25 protein-coding genes are annotated in these 18,877 nt (G+C 41.2%); 13 read left to right on the top strand and 12 right to left on the bottom strand.

Annotated elements, in window-relative coordinates:
- Positions 1 to 12: 12 nt before the first annotated feature.
- The 5 genes from ligD to H538_RS0102005 all read right to left on the bottom strand — a co-directional run bounded on the left by ligD (position 13) and on the right by H538_RS0102005 (position 4,233).
- Positions 13 to 930 (bottom strand): non-homologous end-joining DNA ligase, encoded by a 918-nt coding sequence (ligD, locus tag H538_RS0102025; protein ID WP_026676144.1) that lies wholly within the window; start codon positions 928 to 930, stop codon positions 13 to 15.
- Between the two features lie 42 nt (positions 931 to 972).
- Positions 973 to 1,920 carry an ATP-dependent DNA ligase gene (locus tag H538_RS0102020; RefSeq protein WP_035349759.1) on the bottom strand — a complete coding sequence of 316 codons (948 nt, stop codon included), beginning with the start codon at positions 1,918 to 1,920 and terminating at the stop codon, positions 973 to 975.
- Between the two features lie 74 nt (positions 1,921 to 1,994).
- On the bottom strand, positions 1,995 to 2,423 hold the full coding sequence (locus tag H538_RS0102015; protein WP_026676142.1) for a cell wall hydrolase: 429 nt from the start codon (positions 2,421 to 2,423) through the stop codon (positions 1,995 to 1,997).
- A gap of 92 nt (positions 2,424 to 2,515) precedes the next feature.
- Positions 2,516 to 3,346: a non-homologous end joining protein Ku gene (gene ku / locus H538_RS0102010; protein WP_026676141.1), complete on the bottom strand. Its 831-nt coding sequence runs from the start codon at positions 3,344 to 3,346 to the stop codon at positions 2,516 to 2,518.
- 17 nt (positions 3,347 to 3,363) lie between these two features.
- Positions 3,364 to 4,233 carry an SDR family oxidoreductase gene (locus H538_RS0102005; protein WP_026676140.1) on the bottom strand — a complete coding sequence of 290 codons (870 nt, stop codon included), beginning with the start codon at positions 4,231 to 4,233 and terminating at the stop codon, positions 3,364 to 3,366.
- Between the two features lie 137 nt (positions 4,234 to 4,370).
- On the opposite strand from H538_RS0102005, the gene H538_RS22880 reads away from it, so the two are divergent.
- A complete protein-coding gene (locus H538_RS22880) occupies positions 4,371 to 5,513 on the top strand; it encodes a histidine kinase N-terminal domain-containing protein (protein ID WP_161627191.1) in 1,143 nt (380 codons plus the stop codon).
- A gap of 143 nt (positions 5,514 to 5,656) precedes the next feature.
- Positions 5,657 to 6,895, top strand: coding sequence for an NO-inducible flavohemoprotein (gene hmpA, locus H538_RS0101995; protein WP_026676139.1), 1,239 nt, complete (start codon positions 5,657 to 5,659; stop codon positions 6,893 to 6,895).
- A 43-nt stretch (positions 6,896 to 6,938) separates the two neighbouring features.
- Here hmpA and H538_RS25335 read toward each other — a convergent pair whose 3' ends face one another.
- A complete protein-coding gene (locus H538_RS25335; RefSeq protein ID WP_407636369.1) occupies positions 6,939 to 7,073 on the bottom strand; it encodes a DUF3941 domain-containing protein in 135 nt (44 codons plus the stop codon).
- Between the two features lie 160 nt (positions 7,074 to 7,233).
- Here H538_RS25335 and H538_RS0101985 point away from each other — a divergent pair, with 160 nt between their 5' ends.
- Entirely contained in the window at positions 7,234 to 8,061 is an 828-nt protein-coding gene (locus H538_RS0101985; protein ID WP_026676138.1) for a YitT family protein, read from the top strand.
- A 39-nt stretch (positions 8,062 to 8,100) separates the two neighbouring features.
- Here the strand turns inward: H538_RS0101985 and H538_RS0101980 are convergent, their stop codons facing one another.
- From H538_RS0101980 to H538_RS0101965, 4 genes are all read right to left on the bottom strand, one after another.
- Positions 8,101 to 8,553 carry a GNAT family N-acetyltransferase gene (locus H538_RS0101980; protein ID WP_026676137.1) on the bottom strand — a complete coding sequence of 151 codons (453 nt, stop codon included), beginning with the start codon at positions 8,551 to 8,553 and terminating at the stop codon, positions 8,101 to 8,103.
- A 113-nt stretch (positions 8,554 to 8,666) separates the two neighbouring features.
- On the bottom strand, positions 8,667 to 8,912 hold the full coding sequence (locus tag H538_RS0101975) for a DUF3813 domain-containing protein (RefSeq protein WP_026676136.1): 246 nt from the start codon (positions 8,910 to 8,912) through the stop codon (positions 8,667 to 8,669).
- A gap of 2 nt (positions 8,913 to 8,914) precedes the next feature.
- Positions 8,915 to 9,049, bottom strand: coding sequence for a hypothetical protein (locus H538_RS26925; RefSeq protein WP_281172147.1), 135 nt, complete (start codon positions 9,047 to 9,049; stop codon positions 8,915 to 8,917).
- A 98-nt stretch (positions 9,050 to 9,147) separates the two neighbouring features.
- Entirely contained in the window at positions 9,148 to 9,957 is an 810-nt protein-coding gene (locus H538_RS0101965; protein WP_026676135.1) for a Cof-type HAD-IIB family hydrolase, read from the bottom strand.
- 167 nt (positions 9,958 to 10,124) lie between these two features.
- Here H538_RS0101965 and H538_RS0101960 point away from each other — a divergent pair, with 167 nt between their 5' ends.
- Positions 10,125 to 10,400: a hypothetical protein gene (locus H538_RS0101960; RefSeq protein WP_154657882.1), complete on the top strand. Its 276-nt coding sequence runs from the start codon at positions 10,125 to 10,127 to the stop codon at positions 10,398 to 10,400.
- 90 nt (positions 10,401 to 10,490) lie between these two features.
- Complete coding sequence (locus tag H538_RS0101955; RefSeq protein ID WP_026676133.1) at positions 10,491 to 11,255, top strand: alpha/beta fold hydrolase; 765 nt, start codon at positions 10,491 to 10,493, stop codon at positions 11,253 to 11,255.
- Positions 11,256 to 11,308: 53 nt separating this feature from the next.
- Here H538_RS0101955 and H538_RS0101950 read toward each other — a convergent pair whose 3' ends face one another.
- Entirely contained in the window at positions 11,309 to 11,491 is a 183-nt protein-coding gene (locus H538_RS0101950; protein ID WP_026676132.1) for a hypothetical protein, read from the bottom strand.
- 107 nt (positions 11,492 to 11,598) lie between these two features.
- Here H538_RS0101950 and H538_RS0101945 point away from each other — a divergent pair, with 107 nt between their 5' ends.
- The 4 genes from H538_RS0101945 to moaD are packed head-to-tail and all read left to right on the top strand — an operon-like array spanning position 11,599 to position 14,072.
- A complete protein-coding gene (locus H538_RS0101945; RefSeq protein WP_026676131.1) occupies positions 11,599 to 12,885 on the top strand; it encodes a molybdopterin molybdotransferase MoeA in 1,287 nt (428 codons plus the stop codon).
- On the top strand, positions 12,852 to 13,382 hold the full coding sequence (gene mobB / locus H538_RS0101940; protein WP_026676130.1) for a molybdopterin-guanine dinucleotide biosynthesis protein B: 531 nt from the start codon (positions 12,852 to 12,854) through the stop codon (positions 13,380 to 13,382). Before H538_RS0101945 ends, mobB begins: the two co-directional genes overlap by 34 nt.
- Entirely contained in the window at positions 13,379 to 13,846 is a 468-nt protein-coding gene (locus H538_RS0101935) for a molybdenum cofactor biosynthesis protein MoaE (protein WP_026676129.1), read from the top strand. Before mobB ends, H538_RS0101935 begins: the two co-directional genes overlap by 4 nt.
- Positions 13,839 to 14,072 (top strand): molybdopterin converting factor subunit 1, encoded by a 234-nt coding sequence (gene moaD, locus H538_RS0101930; RefSeq protein WP_026676128.1) that lies wholly within the window; start codon positions 13,839 to 13,841, stop codon positions 14,070 to 14,072. Before H538_RS0101935 ends, moaD begins: the two co-directional genes overlap by 8 nt.
- Before the next feature lie 163 nt (positions 14,073 to 14,235).
- Here moaD and H538_RS26410 read toward each other — a convergent pair whose 3' ends face one another.
- Positions 14,236 to 14,421 carry a hypothetical protein gene (locus H538_RS26410; RefSeq protein WP_035349756.1) on the bottom strand — a complete coding sequence of 62 codons (186 nt, stop codon included), beginning with the start codon at positions 14,419 to 14,421 and terminating at the stop codon, positions 14,236 to 14,238.
- A 170-nt stretch (positions 14,422 to 14,591) separates the two neighbouring features.
- Between H538_RS26410 and argC the strand changes: the two genes are divergently transcribed.
- The 4 genes from argC to argD are packed head-to-tail and all read left to right on the top strand — an operon-like array spanning position 14,592 to position 18,833.
- Positions 14,592 to 15,629, top strand: a complete 1,038-nt coding sequence (gene argC / locus H538_RS0101920) for an N-acetyl-gamma-glutamyl-phosphate reductase (protein ID WP_026676127.1) — start codon at positions 14,592 to 14,594, stop codon at positions 15,627 to 15,629.
- 27 nt (positions 15,630 to 15,656) lie between these two features.
- A complete protein-coding gene (argJ, locus tag H538_RS0101915) occupies positions 15,657 to 16,886 on the top strand; it encodes a bifunctional glutamate N-acetyltransferase/amino-acid acetyltransferase ArgJ (protein WP_026676126.1) in 1,230 nt (409 codons plus the stop codon).
- Positions 16,887 to 16,926: 40 nt separating this feature from the next.
- Positions 16,927 to 17,676 (top strand): acetylglutamate kinase, encoded by a 750-nt coding sequence (gene argB / locus H538_RS0101910; RefSeq protein ID WP_026676125.1) that lies wholly within the window; start codon positions 16,927 to 16,929, stop codon positions 17,674 to 17,676.
- Positions 17,673 to 18,833, top strand: coding sequence for an acetylornithine transaminase (gene argD, locus H538_RS0101905; RefSeq protein ID WP_026676124.1), 1,161 nt, complete (start codon positions 17,673 to 17,675; stop codon positions 18,831 to 18,833). The genes argB and argD overlap by 4 nt, the downstream gene beginning before the upstream one ends.
- The last annotated feature ends 44 nt before the right edge of the window (positions 18,834 to 18,877 follow it).

Genomic DNA, 18,877 nt, shown 5'->3' with positions numbered 1-18,877 from the left:
CGCATGCTGTTTTTACACCCCTTGACCTTTTAGCCAGTTAAGTACCGGGGTGAACGGCTGAACCGCTTTCGTTTTAAAAAAATCGGCAAAGGGATCCCCGTTTCTTTTTATCCGATCAACAATTGTCTCAAGCGGAAAGTGTTCCGGCCGCAAATTGCGGGTCACTTCATGCCAATACAGCGGGGTTGCGACAAGCGCTTCCACATTTCCGCGAACGGAATACGGAGCGATGATCGTTTTTCCTTCCGCATGCTGGACATAATCGATATAGCATCGTTTTCCGCGGTTTTTTTTCAGCCGCTCGGTCGTAAACCAGCCAGGCTCTTTTGAAACGAGATAGTCCGCGATAAATTTTGTGAATTTCCGTGTATCATCAAACGTATATTTTTGTTCAGGCAAAGGGAAATAGACTTGCATCCCTTTGTTTCCGCTCGTCTTCACAAAGGATATCAGTTTCAATTTATCGCTGATTTCTTTAATCATTAATGCTGCTTCGATGGAAAGGTGAAATTCATCTCTCGATGGGGGATCAAGATCCATCACGATTTCGGAAGGTCTTAACGTACGAATCGTCCGAAAGGGGATATGCAGCTCAAAAGAAAGCTGGTTGCCAAGCCATAATAATGTCGGCAAGTCTGAACAAACGACATAATTAATATCATCTTCTTTAAACGTTTGGACAAAGTCAGGGGCATAATCCGGACAGTTTTTTTGGAAAAAGCGCTCCGAATGAACCCCATGTGGGTAGCGGATGACCGTTAAAGTCCTGTCTTTTAAAAATGGAAGGATGAACGGGGCGATTTGCGTTAAATATTCTAAGTAATGAATTTTAAGAAGATTTTTCTCCGGCCATAACGGTTTGTCCGGACTCGTAATCGAAACGCTTTTTCCATTCACGATAATGTCTGCATGCTCTTTAGCCTTTCCCACACCTATTCCTCCCAAGGAAATTGATCAAATTCTTTCCTGACATCATAATGTTTCAAAAATACATTCCTCTGGAGAAACATCGACAAATGCCTGTATGCTGGGTTGCCTTATCGATCTTCCCTCCGTCCATTCCATATACTGAATTTTTATTGTAATGACGGGTCTTAACCAAATCGCCTCATTTATTCTTTGAGGTTTATTTATAAATGGCCGCTCACTCACTACTAAAGGTTGGATTTTCTCTGTTAGTTCCCTCCAATCGGACGCAGTTAATTTTCCCGTTCCTGCATGTCCGATATAACAAAAATGTCCTTCATCATCATACAAACCAAGTAACAGGCTATTTACAATCCCCTGGCGTAGTGTGACACCGCCAACTACGGCAATCAAGTCGCGATAATTTTTCTTCTTCTGCCAGCGGTGGTCTTTTCCGTTGATTGCATATTTACTATTGAGGTCTTTAAGGACAATTCCTTCTAATCCTTGTTTTTTAACAGCTTCAAATAACGTATTGCCGTCACTGAATGAAGGGACCAACTGGATATTTTCACCCGGAATCATAATGTCTGAAAGAATCTCGATTCGGTCAGCTAACTTGAATTCGTTGATCCACTGTCCATCGCAAAAAACAACATCGAAAATCATATATACAATGGAGACTTGTTTTCTAACTTGTCCGACTCTTTCCATCCGGCGAATTCCATCTCGGCGCATCACTTCATGAAAGGAAGGTTTTCCATCGGCTCCAAGAGCAATGACTTCTCCATCTAAAATGACGGATTTCGCATGACAATAGGATTGGATATTTAGCAGCTCCGGATAGTGTGAAGTCCGTTCCTTTAATTTCCGATTAAACAAACGTACCCTATTCCCATCATTGTATGTAAGGATTCGTACACCGTCCCACTTCACTTGAGAAATCCATTGTTTTCCTTCAGGTATTTGGTCGGTTTTCACTGGCTCGAATGGAATAATCGGCTTCAGTTCCATCTATACCTCCTCGAACCGAGAATTCCAATGACATCATCATTGGAATTCTCGGCTCCTTCGATTTCATATACCAATTAAAACGTGTTATAAACATTTTGGCACGTTTCTGGCGTCGGCTGATAAAAACAGTGGCTTTTGTATCGAGATACAAACGGCTGGTTATACCATTGTGGAGGACAATTTCCCGGCGGCTTGAAATACCATAAACTATATTTCGCAGGCCAGAATCTTTCCCCGTTAACTACCCGACGTGCCAGGCGCCGTTCACTTTCTCTTGGCGCTTGATAAAAATAGCCGTGGATCACAGCCTCAAATGCATGGGGTTGAAAAACCATTTGACGAATGGTGCGAAGCCCTTTAAAGTCGGAACAGTTTGCTCTGATCCGGTTAATTCCAACGTTCCCGACAAGAAGCATTCCTTGCTTTCCTTCACCTTCCGCTTCTGCCCTGAGCAACCTGGCTAAAAGATTGATGTCCGCCTTCGTCGCTTGAACAACTGCCACTCTCTTCACCTCCAATAGTAATCCTTTTATCATATTACAATTATGGGAAGATGATGATTAATGGAAGGCAAGACTTACCTTTAGTTTCGTTATTATGCTTCTTTCTTTTTTGTCGTTTTCCGTTTTTTCGTCGTCGTTTTCGCAGGTTCTGACGCTGTTTTTGTTTGATCAATGCTTGCCTGAAGCGCTTCCATCAAATCAACGACATTTGTTTTTGGCCGTTCGGCAGCAACTTTAATTTCATCACCAGAAATTTTATGATGAATAAGATCTAAAAGCGCTTCACGATATTCATCTTTATATTTTTCCGGTTCAAATGGCGTTGTTAGCTGTTCAATCAACTGTTTTGCCATGTCAAGTTCCTTATCATTAATCGCAAAATCTTCGTCGATTCCAGGAACGTGATCGATATTCCGGACTTCATCAGGATAGTAAATCGTTTCCATCACTAGCCCTTTATCATATACGCGGACGGCAGCCATGCTTTCTTTGGAACGGATCGTAATTTTCGCAAGGCCAATCTTCCCGGTTTCCTCCATTGCCCGCTTCAATAGCTTGAACGGTTTGCCGCCGTTTTCACCGGGCCCAATAAAATAGGATCGGTTGTAATACAATGGGTCGATTTCTTCTAATTGAATAAAGTCGACAATTTCAATCGCTTTATTTTTCATTCCGGCAAGCTGTTCGAAATCTTCTTTGTCTACGACGACAAACTTTCCAGGTTCATATTCATAGCCTTTTACGATTTGCTCTTGCTCCACCTTTTCATTACATACGGGGCATATTTTTTCATATTTGATCGGGTTGTTGCATTTGGAATGGAGATAGCGCATTTTAATATCTTTGTCTTCGGTTGCACTATACAGTTTGATCGGTATATTGACAAGCCCGAAACTAATCGAGCCTTTCCACATCGTATGCATGTTATCACTTCACTTTCTTAACCATTAACGATTGTTCCGCCATTCACATGAATCATTTGGCCGGATATATAGGAAGCGTCATCACTTGCTAAAAAAACATAGCTTGGCGCAAGCTCTTCTGGTTGGCCGGCCCGTTTCATCGGGGTGTTTAAGCCGAACTGAGCGACCTGATCTGCTGTAAATGTTGACGGGATTAAAGGTGTCCAAATGGGGCCAGGTGCGACCCCGTTGACCCTGATTCCTTTGCCGACCAACGATTCTGAAAGAGAGCGGGTGAATGTCACAACCGCCCCTTTCGTTGCCGAGTAATCAATTAATTCTTTATGCCCTTTATAAGCGGTTATTGATGCTGTATTGATGATTGAACTTCCCTGGTTCAAATAGGGGAGTGCCGCTTTTGTTAAATAAAACATTGAAAATAGATTGGTTTTAAACGTCTTCTCAAGTTGAGCCGATGTAATATGTTCAATTCCGGGCTGAGGATGTTGTTCAGCAGCATTGTTGACTAAAATATCAAGCTTGCCGAATTCGCTGATCGTTTGCTGAATGACCTGGCCGCAAAACGTTTCATCCCCAATATCGCCAGTAATAAGAAGGCATTTGCGCCCGGTTTTTTCGACCAATTGCTTCGTTTCAGCAGCATCTTGATGTTCGTTTAAATAGACGATGGCCACATCACAGCCTTCTTTTGCAAAAGCGATCGCGACGGCTTTCCCGATTCCACTGTCGCCACCTGTAATGATCGCCGTTTTATTGAATAGCTTCCCGCTAGCTTTATAACCCGGATCATCTGAGACTGGTTTTGGGATCATCTCACTTTCAAAGCCAGGTTGATGGTTTTGATGTTGTGGAGGTTGTCCCGCGCCCATAGGATATTCATTATTCATAAAAACTCGCTCCTCTTTTCGTCACTCATCACGTTTAACGTTCCACAGAAATAAGAGAGATATGTAAACTTGCTGTTGAGATAGAGTGCAAATTCCTTCATAATAAAGGAAGAACAATGAGGAAAGGACAAGATTTCATGATATCAAATGTTAATGAGATGACGCTTGAGGCGAGGAATAAAGTCGTTCAATATTTGCAAAGTCATCATGAAATCATCGTAAACAGCTGGAAGAGCATGATCCTGGATACATATGAAGAACCGTTTATTGAAAAGATCATTGTAAATATGAATATAACGCTTGGTGCTTTAAGGGATTATTTTATGACGTTAAAACTCGATTCTATCAAGCCTTTGACGCAAAAAATCGCCAGAGAACGTATTGAAGCAAATACGAGTATCGGGGCCTTTGTCAGTTATATCAATATTGGCAGAAGAGTCGTTAGTGAAAATCTTATGGAATCACCGTTCCACACATGTATCCAGAAGCGAATGGTATTAGAAGCTAACGAATTTTTTAATCAACTTTTTTATTTAGCAATAACGGAATATTCTCATTTGAAAGATATGATGCTTGAAAAGAAAAATATGTTTATTCAAGAAATGCATCAAGACCGGTTAACGATTCTTGGCCAGATTGCTTCAAGTTTTGCCCATGAATTCCGCAATCCATTAACCGCCATCAAAGGATTCATCTATTTATTGCAATCCGAAAAAGAGAAAACGGATAAAACGGATTATTATTTTTCGATTATTAATGATGAAATGGAAAGCCTGGAGGAAAAAATCAGCCAATTTCTTCTTCTTTCAAAAATGAAAGGCTTCGAAGATCAAATGGAATTGTTTTCATTATCTTCTTTAATTCGAGAAATGATTGACTTTTTATATCCCCGCTTTTTGGAAACAAACATATTGGTCAACACACAATTAGAAGATGATTTGCCGTTTGAAGGGGTAAAATCGCAAATTAAGCAAGTGTTGCTAAACATTTTATATAACGCAGTTGATGAACTTTGCAAACATTCGGGTGAGCGTGAAATTAAAGTCCGGGCATATGAAGAGAATAAATGGCTGAAAATCGATATTTCTAATAATGGCGATCCCATTCCATCCCATTTAATCGATAATATTTTTGAACCGTTTATTTCAACAAAAGAACTTGGAACAGGGCTAGGGCTATCCGTCTGCAAACAAATTGTTGAAAAGCATAATGGGCGGATTTATGTGCAAACAGAAGAAAAATGGACAACGTTTACAATTGAATTGCCTGCCTTTATTTGAACATGCTAAAAACAGACTGGAGTCTGTTTTTTTTTATTCACATAAGCGTCAAAGGAAATGTGATATCAATCACATTTCAAAAAGAAAGCATTGTTTAAAATAAAAGCGTAGATCGATAAAGTAGATCAGAAAGGGTGTTTTTCATGCTAAACCAAAAAACAATTGAAATTATAAAATCAACGGTTCCTGTTTTGGAACAACATGGAACAGCCATCACGACACGTTTTTATGAACTTCTTTTTAAAAATCATCCTGAATTGCTTAATGTATTTAACCATGCGAACCAGAGACAGGGACGCCAGCAAACCGCATTAGCCAATGCCGTCTATGCGGCGGCAGCTCATATTGACAACTTAGAAGCCATTATTCCTGTCGTTAAACAAATCGGGCAAAAACATCGGGCATTAGGAATTAAACCGGAGCATTATCCGATCGTTGGCGAAACGCTGCTTGCGGCCATTAAAGACGTATTAGGCAAAGCTGCGACAGATGAAATTATTGAAGCATGGGCAGAGGCCTATGGAGTGATCGCGAGCGCCTTTATCGGAGTCGAGAAAGAAATGTACGAAGCGGCGGAAAGCCAGCCAGGCGGTTGGAAAGATTTTAGAAACTTTATTGTGGAGAAAAAGGTGAAAGAAAGTGATGTCATTACATCCTTTTATTTAAAACCGGAGGACGGAAAAGCGATCGCTTCATATGAACCAGGTCAATATATTACGGTTAAAGTTCAGCCAGAAGGCAGCAAGTATACCCATCTACGCCATTACAGCCTATCGGACGCGCCCGGGAAAGAGTATTACCGTATAACGGTAAAAAAAGAAACGGGCTGTGGCGACAATCCGGATGGCGTTGTTTCCTCTTACTTGCATGATCATGTAAATGAAGGTGATGTCCTTCAAGTAAGTGCGCCTGCAGGAGATTTCGTTTTAGACATGACGAAAACGATCCCGGTTGTCCTAATCAGCGGAGGAGTTGGCTTAACGCCAATGATCAGCATGTTAAATACACTCGCCGAAAAGCAGCCGGAACGTGAAGTGACGTTTATTCATGCGGCGATTAACGGCAAGGTTCATGCACTAAAAGATCATGTGGCCAACTTAACAAATGAACACGATCAAATGAAAAGCTTTATCGTCTATGAAAAACCGACGACAGAGGACGACAACTGCTACCATAAGCAAGGCTACATTGATAAAGAATGGCTGGAATCTGTATTGCCTAAACAAGAAGCAGACTATTATTTCTGCGGGCCAGTGCCTTTTATGAAAGCTGTTTATAGTGCATTAAAAGAATTGAAGATCTCTGAAGAACGGATCCATTTCGAATTTTTCGGCCCAGCAAGCGACATTACGGCTCCTCAATCAGAATCTGTTCGAGCATAATTAAAGGCTTTCGCGCAAATCGCGCGAAAGCCTTTTGTCAGCATTACAGATGATCCGTTTTTTTAGAATAAGCGTGCTTCCCTTTTTGCCTGTTTTCTTCTTTTGTTATATTTTCAAAATAGCGTGCGGCATTTTTGTCGACTGCTTTTTTATCATCATCTTTTGTGTTTTTCACCATTTTTAACCCCTCCTGATTTTAGATTAAACATTCCTTCAGTAAATATTCGTTATTATTTCAGGAAAAATAAAGGTGGTATCCTACTTTCGCTCTATTGACGGGATGGTACGATCCGTGATAAAACAAGTTCTTGAGTACAAAAGAAAGGAATAAAAAATGAATGACCGAAATTAAAAAGATTGTCGTTATTATCATAGGGGCCGCTTTAAATGCCATTGCTTTAAATTTGTTTTTAATACCGGCAAATGTTTATGCTTCAGGATTTACAGGGGTTTCCCAACTTGCGGCAGCTCTCTTGCATAATACATCATTTACAGGAATGATTCTATTTGCATTAAATGTTCCGGTTGCTATCCTCGGATGGTTTAAAGTCGGAAAATTATTTACGATTTACAGCTTTTTTAGCGTCTTTATGATATCCGTGTTTTTGCATTTTGTCCCGGTAAAAGAAATATCGCATGACATCATATTAAATGCGGTATTTGGCGGAGTAATTGGGGCAGCGGGCGTCGGAATTACGTTAAAATACGGAGCGTCTACAGGTGGATTGGATATTATTGCCCTTGTTTTAGCAAAAATCTTCAAACGGCCGATCGGCATTTTCTTTTTTCTGCTTAATGGGGCGATTATCATTGCAGCCGGCCTCTTATTTGGATGGGAAAAAGCGCTCTATACACTTGTCGCTCTCTATGTTTCTACAAGGGTCATTGATGCGATTCATACGCGCCATGTGAAGCTGACGGCCATGATTGTGACGAAGAAAGGAAAGGAATTAAAAGAAGCCATCCATGCAAAGCTTGTAAGGGGAATTACGATTATCCCATCACGAGGGGCATTTTCGAATGAAGATCAAGAAATGTTAATGATGGTTATTACGCGTTATGAATTATATGATTTAGAACAAATCGTTAAAAAAGTTGATCCAAAAGCTTTTACAAATGTCGTTACGACAACGAGTGTATTTGGCTTTTTCCGGGATGATGATTGATCAACGGCGCTCACAAGCTTCTCGTGAGCGCCGTTAGTTTTAAAAGCTAAATCCGTACCGGTTGGAAATAATGTTATGAAAACCTAATGAATTATAAAGGTGTTTCGTAACCGAATTGTTGACCCCTGTTTCAAGCTCAATTGACTTAATGCCTTCTTGTTCTGCCCAATAAATAAGGGATAAAAGCAACTTCCGGGCAATCCCTTTATTCCGGTGTTCAGGATGGACAAAAAGCTCATTGAGCCAAATGTAACGGTCACCGAGGTCGAGGCTTATTCCAATGTTAAAAAAAGCAATGCCGAGAACAGTTTCATTTTCTTCTGCGATGATGATTCCCGAATGATCTGGATCATTTATAGAAAGACGGATGCCACGAATAATTTTCTCGTAGTCTTCATCGGTTTCCGAACGAATAAGCTGATGCATCAACAAATCAGCAACTTTTTGAATTAAAGAATCGGATGCATCGGATTGTACTTTGTAAATGTTCATCTTTTTCCTCCCCAAGATGATTCTCGATTTTTCCATTATACCAGATAAAACGCGTCACTTGGGACAGGAATATAAAAAAACGGAGCAGGAAAAATCCAACTCCGTCTTGAAAGTTATTCCATTTTTGTCGATTGGTCAAGTTCCGTCTGCAATTCAGCAAGCTGCTCTTTTTCCGCTTCAGTCGAATTAGCCATTGCGGATGAAATCATATTTTGTGCAATTCTCTTATCTTCTTCAGTAACGGTAGTGTTTTGCACGGAAGTTACGGTTTCATTAGACTGACCGTTCGTTTCCCCTTGCATTTTGCCAATGACATTATTCACTGCATTTTTCGCGAGTTGAAAAAGTTTATTTGCCATCGTTAATCACCCCCGAGTGATAAGTTTTCTTGTTCATTTCGTTTTCGTTCTTTTGGCAGACGGCCTGCTTTATCATCTTTTTGAACCATATCGGCACCTTGCTTAATGGCACGCTTTGATCGGCTATGTTTACTCATTTGCACAAACCTCCTTTAGTTATTAAAGGCATGCATGTATAGTTTCTCCCGCCTACTCGTGATTATGTAAAAAAGCCAAAAGGGGAGCCCCTTCTGGCTTAAAGTGAAAGCACTTCTTCTAAATAATACGCAATCCCATCTTCTTCGTTTGTTTTCGTTACAAAGTTGGCTAATTGCTTTAACTCGTCAATGGCATTTCCCATTGCAACTCCATGTCCGGCATATTCAATCATTTCAAAATCATTATCTTCATCACCAAACGCAATAATCCGCTCTTGCGGGATGTTTAAAAAGTTTGCGATTTGCCTGAGACCGACTGCTTTATTCATCCCCGCTCTAACAATTTCTATAATCTCCCATGGAGCACCCCAGACGCGTTGTTCGATGACTTCCGCATGCTCCTTCACTAAATGCCTCCGCAATTCATCTACCTGGCCTTCCTTTGGGTGAATGAGGATAGAAGTTGGATCCTCTTTTAATAATTTGATTAAATTCCCTGATCGAGCAGGGTTTTCTCCCATAATGAATGTACTTGTAATGACTTCATCCGGTTTTTGCAAATAAACATGATCTAAAACTTCAACCATAATATTTTTTACAACAAGTTCTTCACAGGTCTTTATAATGTTTTTCGCAATTGTTAAATCAAGTGGTGAATGATAATACCCGAAGTCTTTATTGTGTGGATGGTGGACATAGGCCCCGTTAAAATTAACGATGGGAGAATTTAAGCCAAGCTCATTATAATACATGTAGCTTGAACGCCATGGACGTCCGGTAGAAATGCAAACATGATGGCCTTTTTCCATTGCATTTAGAAGGGCGTTTTTCGTCCGGGGTGAAATGTTTTTATTATCCGTTAACAATGTCCCATCAAGATCGACAGCAATTAAATATGGTCCCTCCAAAGTTAAACCCTTCTTTCTCTATAGTATGTACTAAATCTTATAACCCCATTGTTCCATTTTCTTTTTAAGTGTAATCGACTGTTTTATCGATGTCTAATAAAAATATGTTTTACATTTTGTAAAGAGGGAATAAAAAGTATAACTCTCATAAGAGGAGGTTGATGAAAGTGAATCGAAAAACGGTAGTATTTTCAAGTATTGCATTATCGACAGCGGGAGTAGCTGCCATTTTGTTAAAAGACAGAACGAAGCAAAATAGCCCGACAATAAAGTTACGGCGCATGTTTAATCAAATGGCAGCTACTTTCAAAAAAGAAAAAGCGCAAGACAAGCATGTTCCCGAACAGGATGAGAATCGCGAAGAAATTGAAAAAAATAAAATGTTATCGGAAGGTTCCGTTTACCCGGTCCATTATCATAACAGTGAAAAAAGCCCGTCATAGAGCGGGCTTTTTTCATGTTAAGATAAAGTTGCTTTAGCATCTTTATTCGAAAGTGATATACTAATGAAAAAGATAGAAGGAGAAAATTTCATGGTTATCATTGAAAATGAGAATATCCATGATATTCCGGTACTTCATGCTGTAAAAAGCGGTAACGTTAATCAGCCTTTGCCGCTCGTGATTTTTATTCACGGTTTTACAAGTGCAAAAGAACATAATTTGCATTTTGCCTATTCTTTGGCAGAAGCAGGTTATCGTGTCATTTTACCCGATATGAATTATCATGGAGAACGAAGTAGCAATTTATCGATGGAGCAAATGTATTCCTCTTTTTGGGATATCGTTGTTCAAGGGATATATGATGTAAATGCTATCATAACTGAATTAGACAACCGCGGATGGATTGAAAATGAACGAATTGGCCTTTCCGGTACATCGATGGGCGGCATCATTACTTACGGTACCTTAACGCAAAACGACAACATCAAAGCCGCTGTTTCTTTAATGGGTTCACCAAGCTATGAACGCCTTGCCTATTGGCAATTTAATGAATTTAAGAAACAGGGAGTTGAATTTTCTTTTTCCGATGACCAATTGCTTGGCGCAATAAATAATCTAAAGCCCTATGATATTACATTACAGCCTGAGAAATTAAACAGACGGCCGTTATTGATCTGGCATAGCAAAATAGACAGTGTCGTTCCCTTTCAATATGACGAAGAGTTTTATTTAAGCGTCAGGAATGACTATGAACAAGAAGGGCACATTCGTTTTTTAGTGGATCATTCTTCCGGGCATAAAGTATCACGTCATGCTTATTTAGAGACAGTGGCATGGTTTAAAGAACATCTATAATAACGAATCGCCCGGGAAAATGATAAAAAAACCGTGCAAAAAAATGCGCGGTTTTAATCTTCCTTAAAACGGTAAGTTGGAAGCGGGGAATACATACCGTCAATTTCATCAATTTGTTTTTGCAAGAAAAGCATAATCTTAAACGATAATCTTCCTTTTTCATTATACTCGTCAGGGATGTCAGTAATGGTCACTTTAGTGCCGGTTCTGTGATAATATTCATATGAATGGGACATAGAATAATACACATCCTTTCACGTAGTATTTTAATTTTACTATACGTCCATTCGTTCGAAAAGTCAATTATTTCAAATAATTCAAAAAAAGAAGCATGGTGGTCAAAATGGTTTTATCGAAAAGAGTTCCAATCCCGGTACCGGAGGCAGTTGAAAAAATTGTTGCCTATCAAATAAATATGTCGACTGAAACGGTTTTATTACAAGATTGTGATCAACGTTATTTAGCAGAAGATATCATCGCGACTCATGATGTTCCGCCTTTTTCCCGTTCGCCTTACGATGGTTTCGCCATTATTGCTGAAGATACATCTGAAGGTTCTACCGAAAGGCCGGTCACCCTTGAAGTCATCGACGCCATTGGAGCGGGACAAGTCTCCCCGCAACCTCTTAAAAGCGGCCAGGCGATCCGGATTATGACGGGGGCACCAATCCCGGCGGGGGCGAATGCTGTCATTATGCTTGAACTCGTCCAAGAGAAAAAAGAGGGGGAGCGAACGTTCATTACGATCAAACGAAAAGTGAAGCCAGATGAAAATATTTCATTTCAGGGGGAAGATGCGAAAAAAGGCACTGTCCTGGTTGAAAAAGGAACAAAAATCGAACCGGGAGTCGTCGCTCTCCTGGCTACCTTTGGCTATGATCAAGTGAAAGTGTATAAAAAGCCGATTGTCGGTATTCTTGCGACCGGAACGGAATTGTTGGATGTAAATGAAGCGCTTGTTCCGGGAAAAATTCGCAATAGCAATGCCTATATGATTGCTGCACAGGTAAAAAAAATGGGAGCCGAACCGCGTATTTTTAAAAAAGTACCCGATGATTTTGATGCTTCATTTGAAGCGGTTTCGGGGATTATTGAAGAAGTCGATGTTCTGATTACGACTGGCGGTGTATCTGTCGGCGATTTTGACTATTTACCACAAATTTATGAAAAATTAGGAGCGGCTGTTTTATTTAATAAAATTGCGATGCGTCCTGGAAGCGTAACGACGGTAGCGAGTTATAAAACTAAATTACTTTTTGGCTTATCAGGAAATCCGTCCGCCTGTTTCGTCGGTTGTGAATTATTTGTTCGCCCCTATCTACTTGGATCATTTGGAGTAAAAAAGAAGCATCTTGCCGCCCGAACAGCCTGTTTAGAAGTGGATTATCCAAAGCCAAACCCTTTTACCCGGTTTGTCCGGGCACAGGTCGAATCGATAGAAGGGACGCTGACCACTCGACCTGTCGGGCTTGATACATCAGGCGCTGTTACTTCGATCGCAGAAGCGAATGCGTTAATGGTCCTTCCAGGCGGGACGAGAGGGTGGTCTAAAGGAGCAAATGTGAAGGTTCTGTTATTCAATGGTGAAGGCAGTGAATGGCCATGGGACGAATGCGTACCATCCAGATAATCGGTTATAAAAATAGCGGAAAAACGACGCTTGTCAGCCGATTGCTTTCCGTGTTGCAGAAAAAAGGGTATAAAGCGGGCACTCTCAAGCACCATGGGCATGCCGGCCCTGTCAAAATCGGGGATGAAGGTACAGATACATATAAGCATCGGGAGGCGGGAGCGGTTGTTACAGGAGTAGAAGGTGGAGGAATCTTTTCTTTTAATTCTACAAAAACGCTCTCGATTACCGAAATGCTCCATGTCTACGAAACGTTTGGTCTCGATTTTTTGTTGATTGAAGGGTTCAAAGAATATCAATTTCCAAGGGTTATTTTATTAAAAAGTGACGACGATTTCCCCCTCATTGATGCAAGTAGACTGCCAATCGCGGCGATCAAATGGCCAAATGTTACCCTTGAAAAGGAGTACCGGAATATACCACAATTTTCGATTGATGAAAAAGAGCGCTATATATCCTACTTAGTAAATGACATTTTATTGAAGGTGAAAAGATGAAGGAGTTTAAAATCGTAAAAGAACCGATCGAAATCCAGCATGTGATTGATCAAGTCGTTGATCCCAATTGCGGTGCGATTAGCACATTTATCGGTACTGTAAGGGAAATGACGAAAGAGAAGAAGACGCTGTATTTGGAATATGACGCCTATGTGCCGATGGCTGAAAAAGAGCTGAAGCGGATTGGGGATGAGATTAAAGAAAAATGGCCGGATAGTAAGGTCGCAATTACCCACCGGATCGGAAGACTTGAAATTACCGATGTGGCGGTTGTCATTGCTGTTTCTACCCCACACCGCGCTGCCGCCTTTGAAGCGAGCCGTTATGCGATCGAGAGAATAAAGGAAATTGTGCCGATCTGGAAAAAAGAACATTGGGAAAACGGAGAGATGTGGATCGGCGATCAATTAGAACAGCATTCCTACAGGGATGGAAAACCGAAAATGGAGGACGAAAATGATTAAAGTATTGCTTTTTGCAACTCTGCAAGAAAAAGTAGGAGCGTCTGAACTTTCTTTAGAAGAGAACGCGATAAAAATTTCAGATCTTAAAAATCGATTGATCGAAGAATATGATGTACAAGAATTTAGTAATTGCCTGGTTGCCATCAATGAAGAATACGCTGGCGATAATGATATTGCCGAAAGTGGCGATACCATTGCCTTTATCCCGCCGGTAAGCGGTGGATGATCCCCGGTTATCCGGGGGGATGTTTTTACTAAAAACGACGAAAAAGTTACCTGATTAGACGAAAAATTCATTTTTAAATGAATAAGTTCTCTCCTTCGACGAATGCATACTCCCATTAGTCGAATAGCCGATTACAATCGGTACCTCCTGGAACATTACCTGGCTATTCTTTATATGTGCTTTCTCCAGTAACTTGCCCACCTTCAATCTCCTCAAAACAATCAAAACAGACAATCTTCCCATCCTCCTGGTAAACGCCATTGAAAAAACCATCTAGACAATAAATTGCCTTCCCGCAAAGCGAACAGTTTCCGATTAATTCCTTCATTAAAAATGAAACCCCTTTCATTTTTGACCTTCTTAGAAAAACGCCTTTAGCGGTTTTTCTACAAGTTCGTCTGAAATTATTAAAATCCTGTGAAAAAATTAAAATTTAAAATAGGTTTTATAAATATACACTTGAATTTATTTTTATACATATTATAATAATACATAATTTAACGTTGAGGGGTGACTTAAATGAAGGTTGGAATTATAGGGGCATCAGGTTATGGAGGGGTTGAATTAATCCGGTTGTTGCATCGGCATCCCTATATCGAATCATTGAGCCTTTATACATCCAGCAATGACGGAAAAATGATTGACGACCTTTACCCTCATTTGCAAAATTATGTAAATGATCCGATGAAACCAATCATTGTGGATGAAATGGCAGAAAACCTTGACATCGTTTTTTCTTCGGCGCCTTCTGGTGTATCGACGAAAGTGCTTCCACCTCTTTTAGAGAAGGGAATTAAGGTAATTGACTTAGCTGGAGATTACCGATTAAAAAACGGTGCTGTATATAACAAGTGGTACAAAAAGGAGCCGGCTCCTTTAAAATGGCTCGAAAAGTCCGTCTACGGGCTTTGCGAATGGAATAAAGAAGCGATTAAAAATGCGCAATTAATTGCAAATCCGGGATGTTATCCAACGTCTGTCTTGCTTGCGTTAGGGCCGCTTTTAAATGATAGATTAATAGACGCAAGCTCCATCATCATCGATGCGAAGTCTGGCGTATCAGGGGCGGGGCAGTCGCCTTCAGCTGCCACCCATTTTGCGATGTGCAATGAAAATTTCAGCATTTATAAAGTGAACCAACATCAACATATTCCGGAAATTGAACAAATGATGGCTTCATGGATGGGCGAGAATTCACCGGTAACATTCAGCACCCACCTCGTTCCAATGACACGTGGCATTATGAGCACGATTTATGCGCAAAAGAAAGAACGTGTGACGCTAACTCAAATTTATGAAAGTTTCCATCGTCATTATAAAGATTCTCCCTTTGTCCGGATTGAGCGGGAAGGCCATTTTCCAATGACGAAACAAGTGTATGGAAGCAATCATTGTGATATCGGAATCGCTTTAGATATGCGAACAGATCGGCTTACCATCGTCTCCTGCATTGACAATTTGATGAAAGGAGCGGCCGGGCAAGCCGTGCAAAACTTCAACATGCTCTTTGGATTTGAAGAGACAGCGGGGCTTGAGGGGAGCCCTATTTATCCATAATACATGAAACTAGAAGGGGAGAATAAGATGATTGATCATTCCGTAACAACGATTAAAAAAGTAACGGATAAAAATATAGCATCACCAATCGGGTTCAGCGCCTGCGGCATCCACTGCGGAATTAAACATAAAAAGAAAGACTTGAGCCTGATTTATAGTGAAAAACCCGCGGCGGCCGCAGCTGTATACACAACGAATAAAATTCAGGCAGCGCCGCTTGAAGTGACGAAAAAAAGCATTGAAACAGAAGGCAAACTGCAGGCCATTCTCGTCAACTCCGGCAATGCGAATGCGTGCACGGGCAAAATAGGGCTTTTAAATGCGTATGAAATGAGACAGGCGGTCAGCGAACGATTCCAAATCGATGAACATCTTGTCGCTGTCGCTTCTACAGGAGTAATCGGTGAGCTTTTGCCGATGGAAAATATTCTAAAAGGAATTGAAGAATTGGCGCCCGAAGCAACGCTTCAAGGCTCGATCGATTTCAGCCAGGCGATTTTAACGACCGATACCGTATCGAAAAATACATGTTATCAGTTTCAAGTGGACGGCAAAGACGTAACGATTGCGGGAACGGCGAAAGGATCTGGCATGGTTCACCCGAATATGGCGACAATGCTTGCTTTTATTACGACGGATGCGGTTATCTCGCACGAAAATTTACAGGCCGCGCTAAAGCAAATAACGGATGAAACGTTTAATAGCATTACGATCGATGGCGATACGTCCACAAATGACATGGTTATCGTAATGGCAAACGGAATGGCGGAACATAAGGAATTGACACCTGAGCATCCAGACTTCCCTGTTTTTATTGAAGCGTTAAAAATGGTGTCGACAGATCTGGCGAAGGCGATTGCAAGCGATGGAGAAGGAGCAACGAAATTAATTGAAGTGGAAGTAAAGGGCGCACGATCTGATGAGGAAGCGAGAAAGGTTGCAAAAACGATCGTCGGCTCGCCGTTAGTAAAAACAGCTGCTTTTGGTTGTGATGCTAACTGGGGGCGGATCATTTGCGCGATCGGTTACAGCGGAGCACAAATTGACCCGAAAACGATTGACATTTCGATTGGAAAAACGCCAGTACTCGCTGCTAGTGAGATTCAAGCTTATTCAGAAGAAGAGGTTACGCAGTATTTGAAAGGAAATGAAATAAAAATAGAAGTCGATCTTCATCTCTCAACAGGAAAAGGAAAAGCCTGGGGCTGCGACTTAACATACGATTACGTCCATATTAATGGCAGCTATCGAACATAATAGTTATCCGTATAGAAAAGAGAGGAAAGGAGGTCCCCGAATGGGAGAAATCATCGTCGTAAAGCTTGGGGGGAGTTCGCTTTACGATTTAACCGCTAATTTTTATGAAAAATTAAAGACTATGCAAGAAAATGGACAGAAACTCGTTTTTGTTCATGGCGGAGGTCCAGAAATCAACCGCTATTTAAATCAATTGAACATCAAGTCGGAGTTTCATAACGGCTTAAGGAAAACGACGAAGGAAGCGATCGAAATCGTCGAAATGGTCCTAACAGGAAAAGTGAATCCTTTTGTTGTCCGTTTACTGAACGATGCAGGAATCCGGGCAGTTGGATTGAACGGAAGTGACGATCATCTCTTGGAAGCGAGCTTTTTAGATGAAGCGAGCCTTGGCTATGTCGGGCAAATAGAAGATGTGAACAGCAGGTTCCTTCTTTCGATACTCGACCTTGGGATCGTTCCCGTGATTGCATCGGTCGGGCGAACAGCAAGCGGAGAAGTGCTAAACATTAATGCCGATACAGTAGCCTCAGAAATCGCGAGAACAATCCACGCCGAAACGTTAATGTTAGTAACGGATGTCGATGGCATCAAACATAACGGCCAAACGATAAAAGAGACGACACCACTGGAAATCCAGCAACTCATTCAACAAGGCATCATTTATGGCGGCATGATTCCGAAAGTAGAGGCAGCTCTTAAATGTTTGGAGTCGAAAATCAGGGAAGTGATGATTGTCGGCAAACAGTTAGATGGAACGAAAATCGTCCATGAGGAGGTATTAGTATGAGTACATTGTTCCCGACCTATAAAAGATGGGAACTTGACATTACGAGTGGAAGCGGAACGTTTTTATATGATAAGGCAGGAAACGAGTACCTTGATTTTGCTTGCGGAATTGCGGTTTGCAATTTAGGGCATTGTCATCCGGCAGTCGTAAAGAAGCTCAAGGAACAGGCTGAAACACTCTGGCACATTAGCAACCTTTTTACGATCGAAAAACAGGAGGTTGTCGCAAAAAAACTCACCAGCCATTCACCGTGCGATCTCGTCTTCTTTTGCAACAGCGGGGCGGAAGCAAACGAAGCGGCCATTAAATTGGCGCGGAAATATACAGGAAAAACGAAAATTATCACCTTTAAGCAATCGTTCCACGGAAGAACGTTCGCCAGCATGTCGGCAACCGGCCAGGATAAAATAAAAGCCGGCTTTGGCGAAATGCTTCCGACGTTTGTACATGTTCCGTTTAATGATTTCAACGCATTTAGACAAGAAGTAGATGAAAATACGGCGGCAGTCTTAATCGAAGTGATTCAAGGTGAAGGCGGCGTCATCCCGGCCAATCATGAGTTTCTTGCACAAATCGAGCAATACTGCAACGAAAATCATATTTTATTCATGATTGACGAAGTGCAAACCGGGATCGGGCGAACTGGCAAGAGATTCGCTTTTGAACATTACCATCTATCACCAGATATTGTGACGCTCGCCAAAGGGCTGGGGAATGGATTTCCAGTTGGTGCGTTAATGGGGAAAGGGTATTTGAAAGATGCCTTTGGACCGGGAAGCCACGGAACGACATTTGGCGGCAACCCGCTCGCAATGGCCGTAGCGGATGCCGTCCTGACGGAAATTTTCCAGGACGACTTTTTAAGAGACGTTAGTGAAAAAGGAAACTATCTTCTTTCATTATTAAATGAAAAAGTAAAGGAGATAGAGAGTGTAGAAGAAATTCGAGGAAAAGGCTTGATGATCGGTATTGAGTTAAAGGATAATGCGGAAAAGATCGTGACAGCCCTTCGAAAGGAAGGACTCATAGTCGTTCCTGCAGGTGAAAAAGTAATCCGCTTATTGCCGCCGTTAACTGTAAGCCAGGAAGAAATCAGACAGGCGGTCAAGTTAATCGAAAAAGTACTTAAAGATCAACTTTTAACAATAGACGTGTAAAGTCATTTTTTATACATTTAATTGCATAAAAATACAAACCGATC

It is taken from the genome of Fictibacillus gelatini DSM 15865 (assembly GCF_000430745.1).
Lineage (GTDB): Bacteria > Bacillota > Bacilli > Bacillales > Fictibacillaceae > Fictibacillus_A > Fictibacillus_A gelatini.
The sequence above is the reverse complement of the archived record's forward strand: the minus strand, read 5'-3'. Positions and strand labels throughout refer to the sequence as shown.

Excerpts from the sequence above, each read along its gene's own strand:
- H538_RS0102020 (WP_035349759.1), bottom strand. The coding sequence starts at position 1,920 with ATGGAACTGAAGCCGATTATTCCATTCGAGCCAGTGAAAACCGACCAA.
- ku (WP_026676141.1), bottom strand. The coding sequence starts at position 3,346 with ATGCATACGATGTGGAAAGGCTCGATTAGTTTCGGGCTTGTCAATATA.
- H538_RS0102005 (WP_026676140.1), bottom strand. The coding sequence starts at position 4,233 with ATGAATAATGAATATCCTATGGGCGCGGGACAACCTCCACAACATCAA.
- H538_RS22880 (WP_161627191.1), top strand. The coding sequence starts at position 4,371 with ATGATATCAAATGTTAATGAGATGACGCTTGAGGCGAGGAATAAAGTC.
- hmpA (WP_026676139.1), top strand. The coding sequence starts at position 5,657 with ATGCTAAACCAAAAAACAATTGAAATTATAAAATCAACGGTTCCTGTT.
- H538_RS25335 (WP_407636369.1), bottom strand. The coding sequence starts at position 7,073 with ATGGTGAAAAACACAAAAGATGATGATAAAAAAGCAGTCGACAAAAAT.
- H538_RS0101985 (WP_026676138.1), top strand. The coding sequence starts at position 7,234 with ATGACCGAAATTAAAAAGATTGTCGTTATTATCATAGGGGCCGCTTTA.
- H538_RS0101980 (WP_026676137.1), bottom strand. The coding sequence starts at position 8,553 with ATGAACATTTACAAAGTACAATCCGATGCATCCGATTCTTTAATTCAA.
- H538_RS0101975 (WP_026676136.1), bottom strand. The coding sequence starts at position 8,912 with ATGGCAAATAAACTTTTTCAACTCGCGAAAAATGCAGTGAATAATGTC.
- H538_RS26925 (WP_281172147.1), bottom strand. The coding sequence starts at position 9,049 with ATGAGTAAACATAGCCGATCAAAGCGTGCCATTAAGCAAGGTGCCGAT.
- H538_RS0101955 (WP_026676133.1), top strand. The coding sequence starts at position 10,491 with ATGGTTATCATTGAAAATGAGAATATCCATGATATTCCGGTACTTCAT.
- H538_RS0101950 (WP_026676132.1), bottom strand. The coding sequence starts at position 11,491 with ATGTCCCATTCATATGAATATTATCACAGAACCGGCACTAAAGTGACC.
- H538_RS0101945 (WP_026676131.1), top strand. The coding sequence starts at position 11,599 with ATGGTTTTATCGAAAAGAGTTCCAATCCCGGTACCGGAGGCAGTTGAA.
- mobB (WP_026676130.1), top strand. The coding sequence starts at position 12,852 with ATGGCCATGGGACGAATGCGTACCATCCAGATAATCGGTTATAAAAAT.
- H538_RS0101935 (WP_026676129.1), top strand. The coding sequence starts at position 13,379 with ATGAAGGAGTTTAAAATCGTAAAAGAACCGATCGAAATCCAGCATGTG.
- moaD (WP_026676128.1), top strand. The coding sequence starts at position 13,839 with ATGATTAAAGTATTGCTTTTTGCAACTCTGCAAGAAAAAGTAGGAGCG.
- H538_RS26410 (WP_035349756.1), bottom strand. The coding sequence starts at position 14,421 with ATGAAAGGGGTTTCATTTTTAATGAAGGAATTAATCGGAAACTGTTCG.
- argC (WP_026676127.1), top strand. The coding sequence starts at position 14,592 with ATGAAGGTTGGAATTATAGGGGCATCAGGTTATGGAGGGGTTGAATTA.
- argJ (WP_026676126.1), top strand. The coding sequence starts at position 15,657 with ATGATTGATCATTCCGTAACAACGATTAAAAAAGTAACGGATAAAAAT.
- argB (WP_026676125.1), top strand. The coding sequence starts at position 16,927 with ATGGGAGAAATCATCGTCGTAAAGCTTGGGGGGAGTTCGCTTTACGAT.
- argD (WP_026676124.1), top strand. The coding sequence starts at position 17,673 with ATGAGTACATTGTTCCCGACCTATAAAAGATGGGAACTTGACATTACG.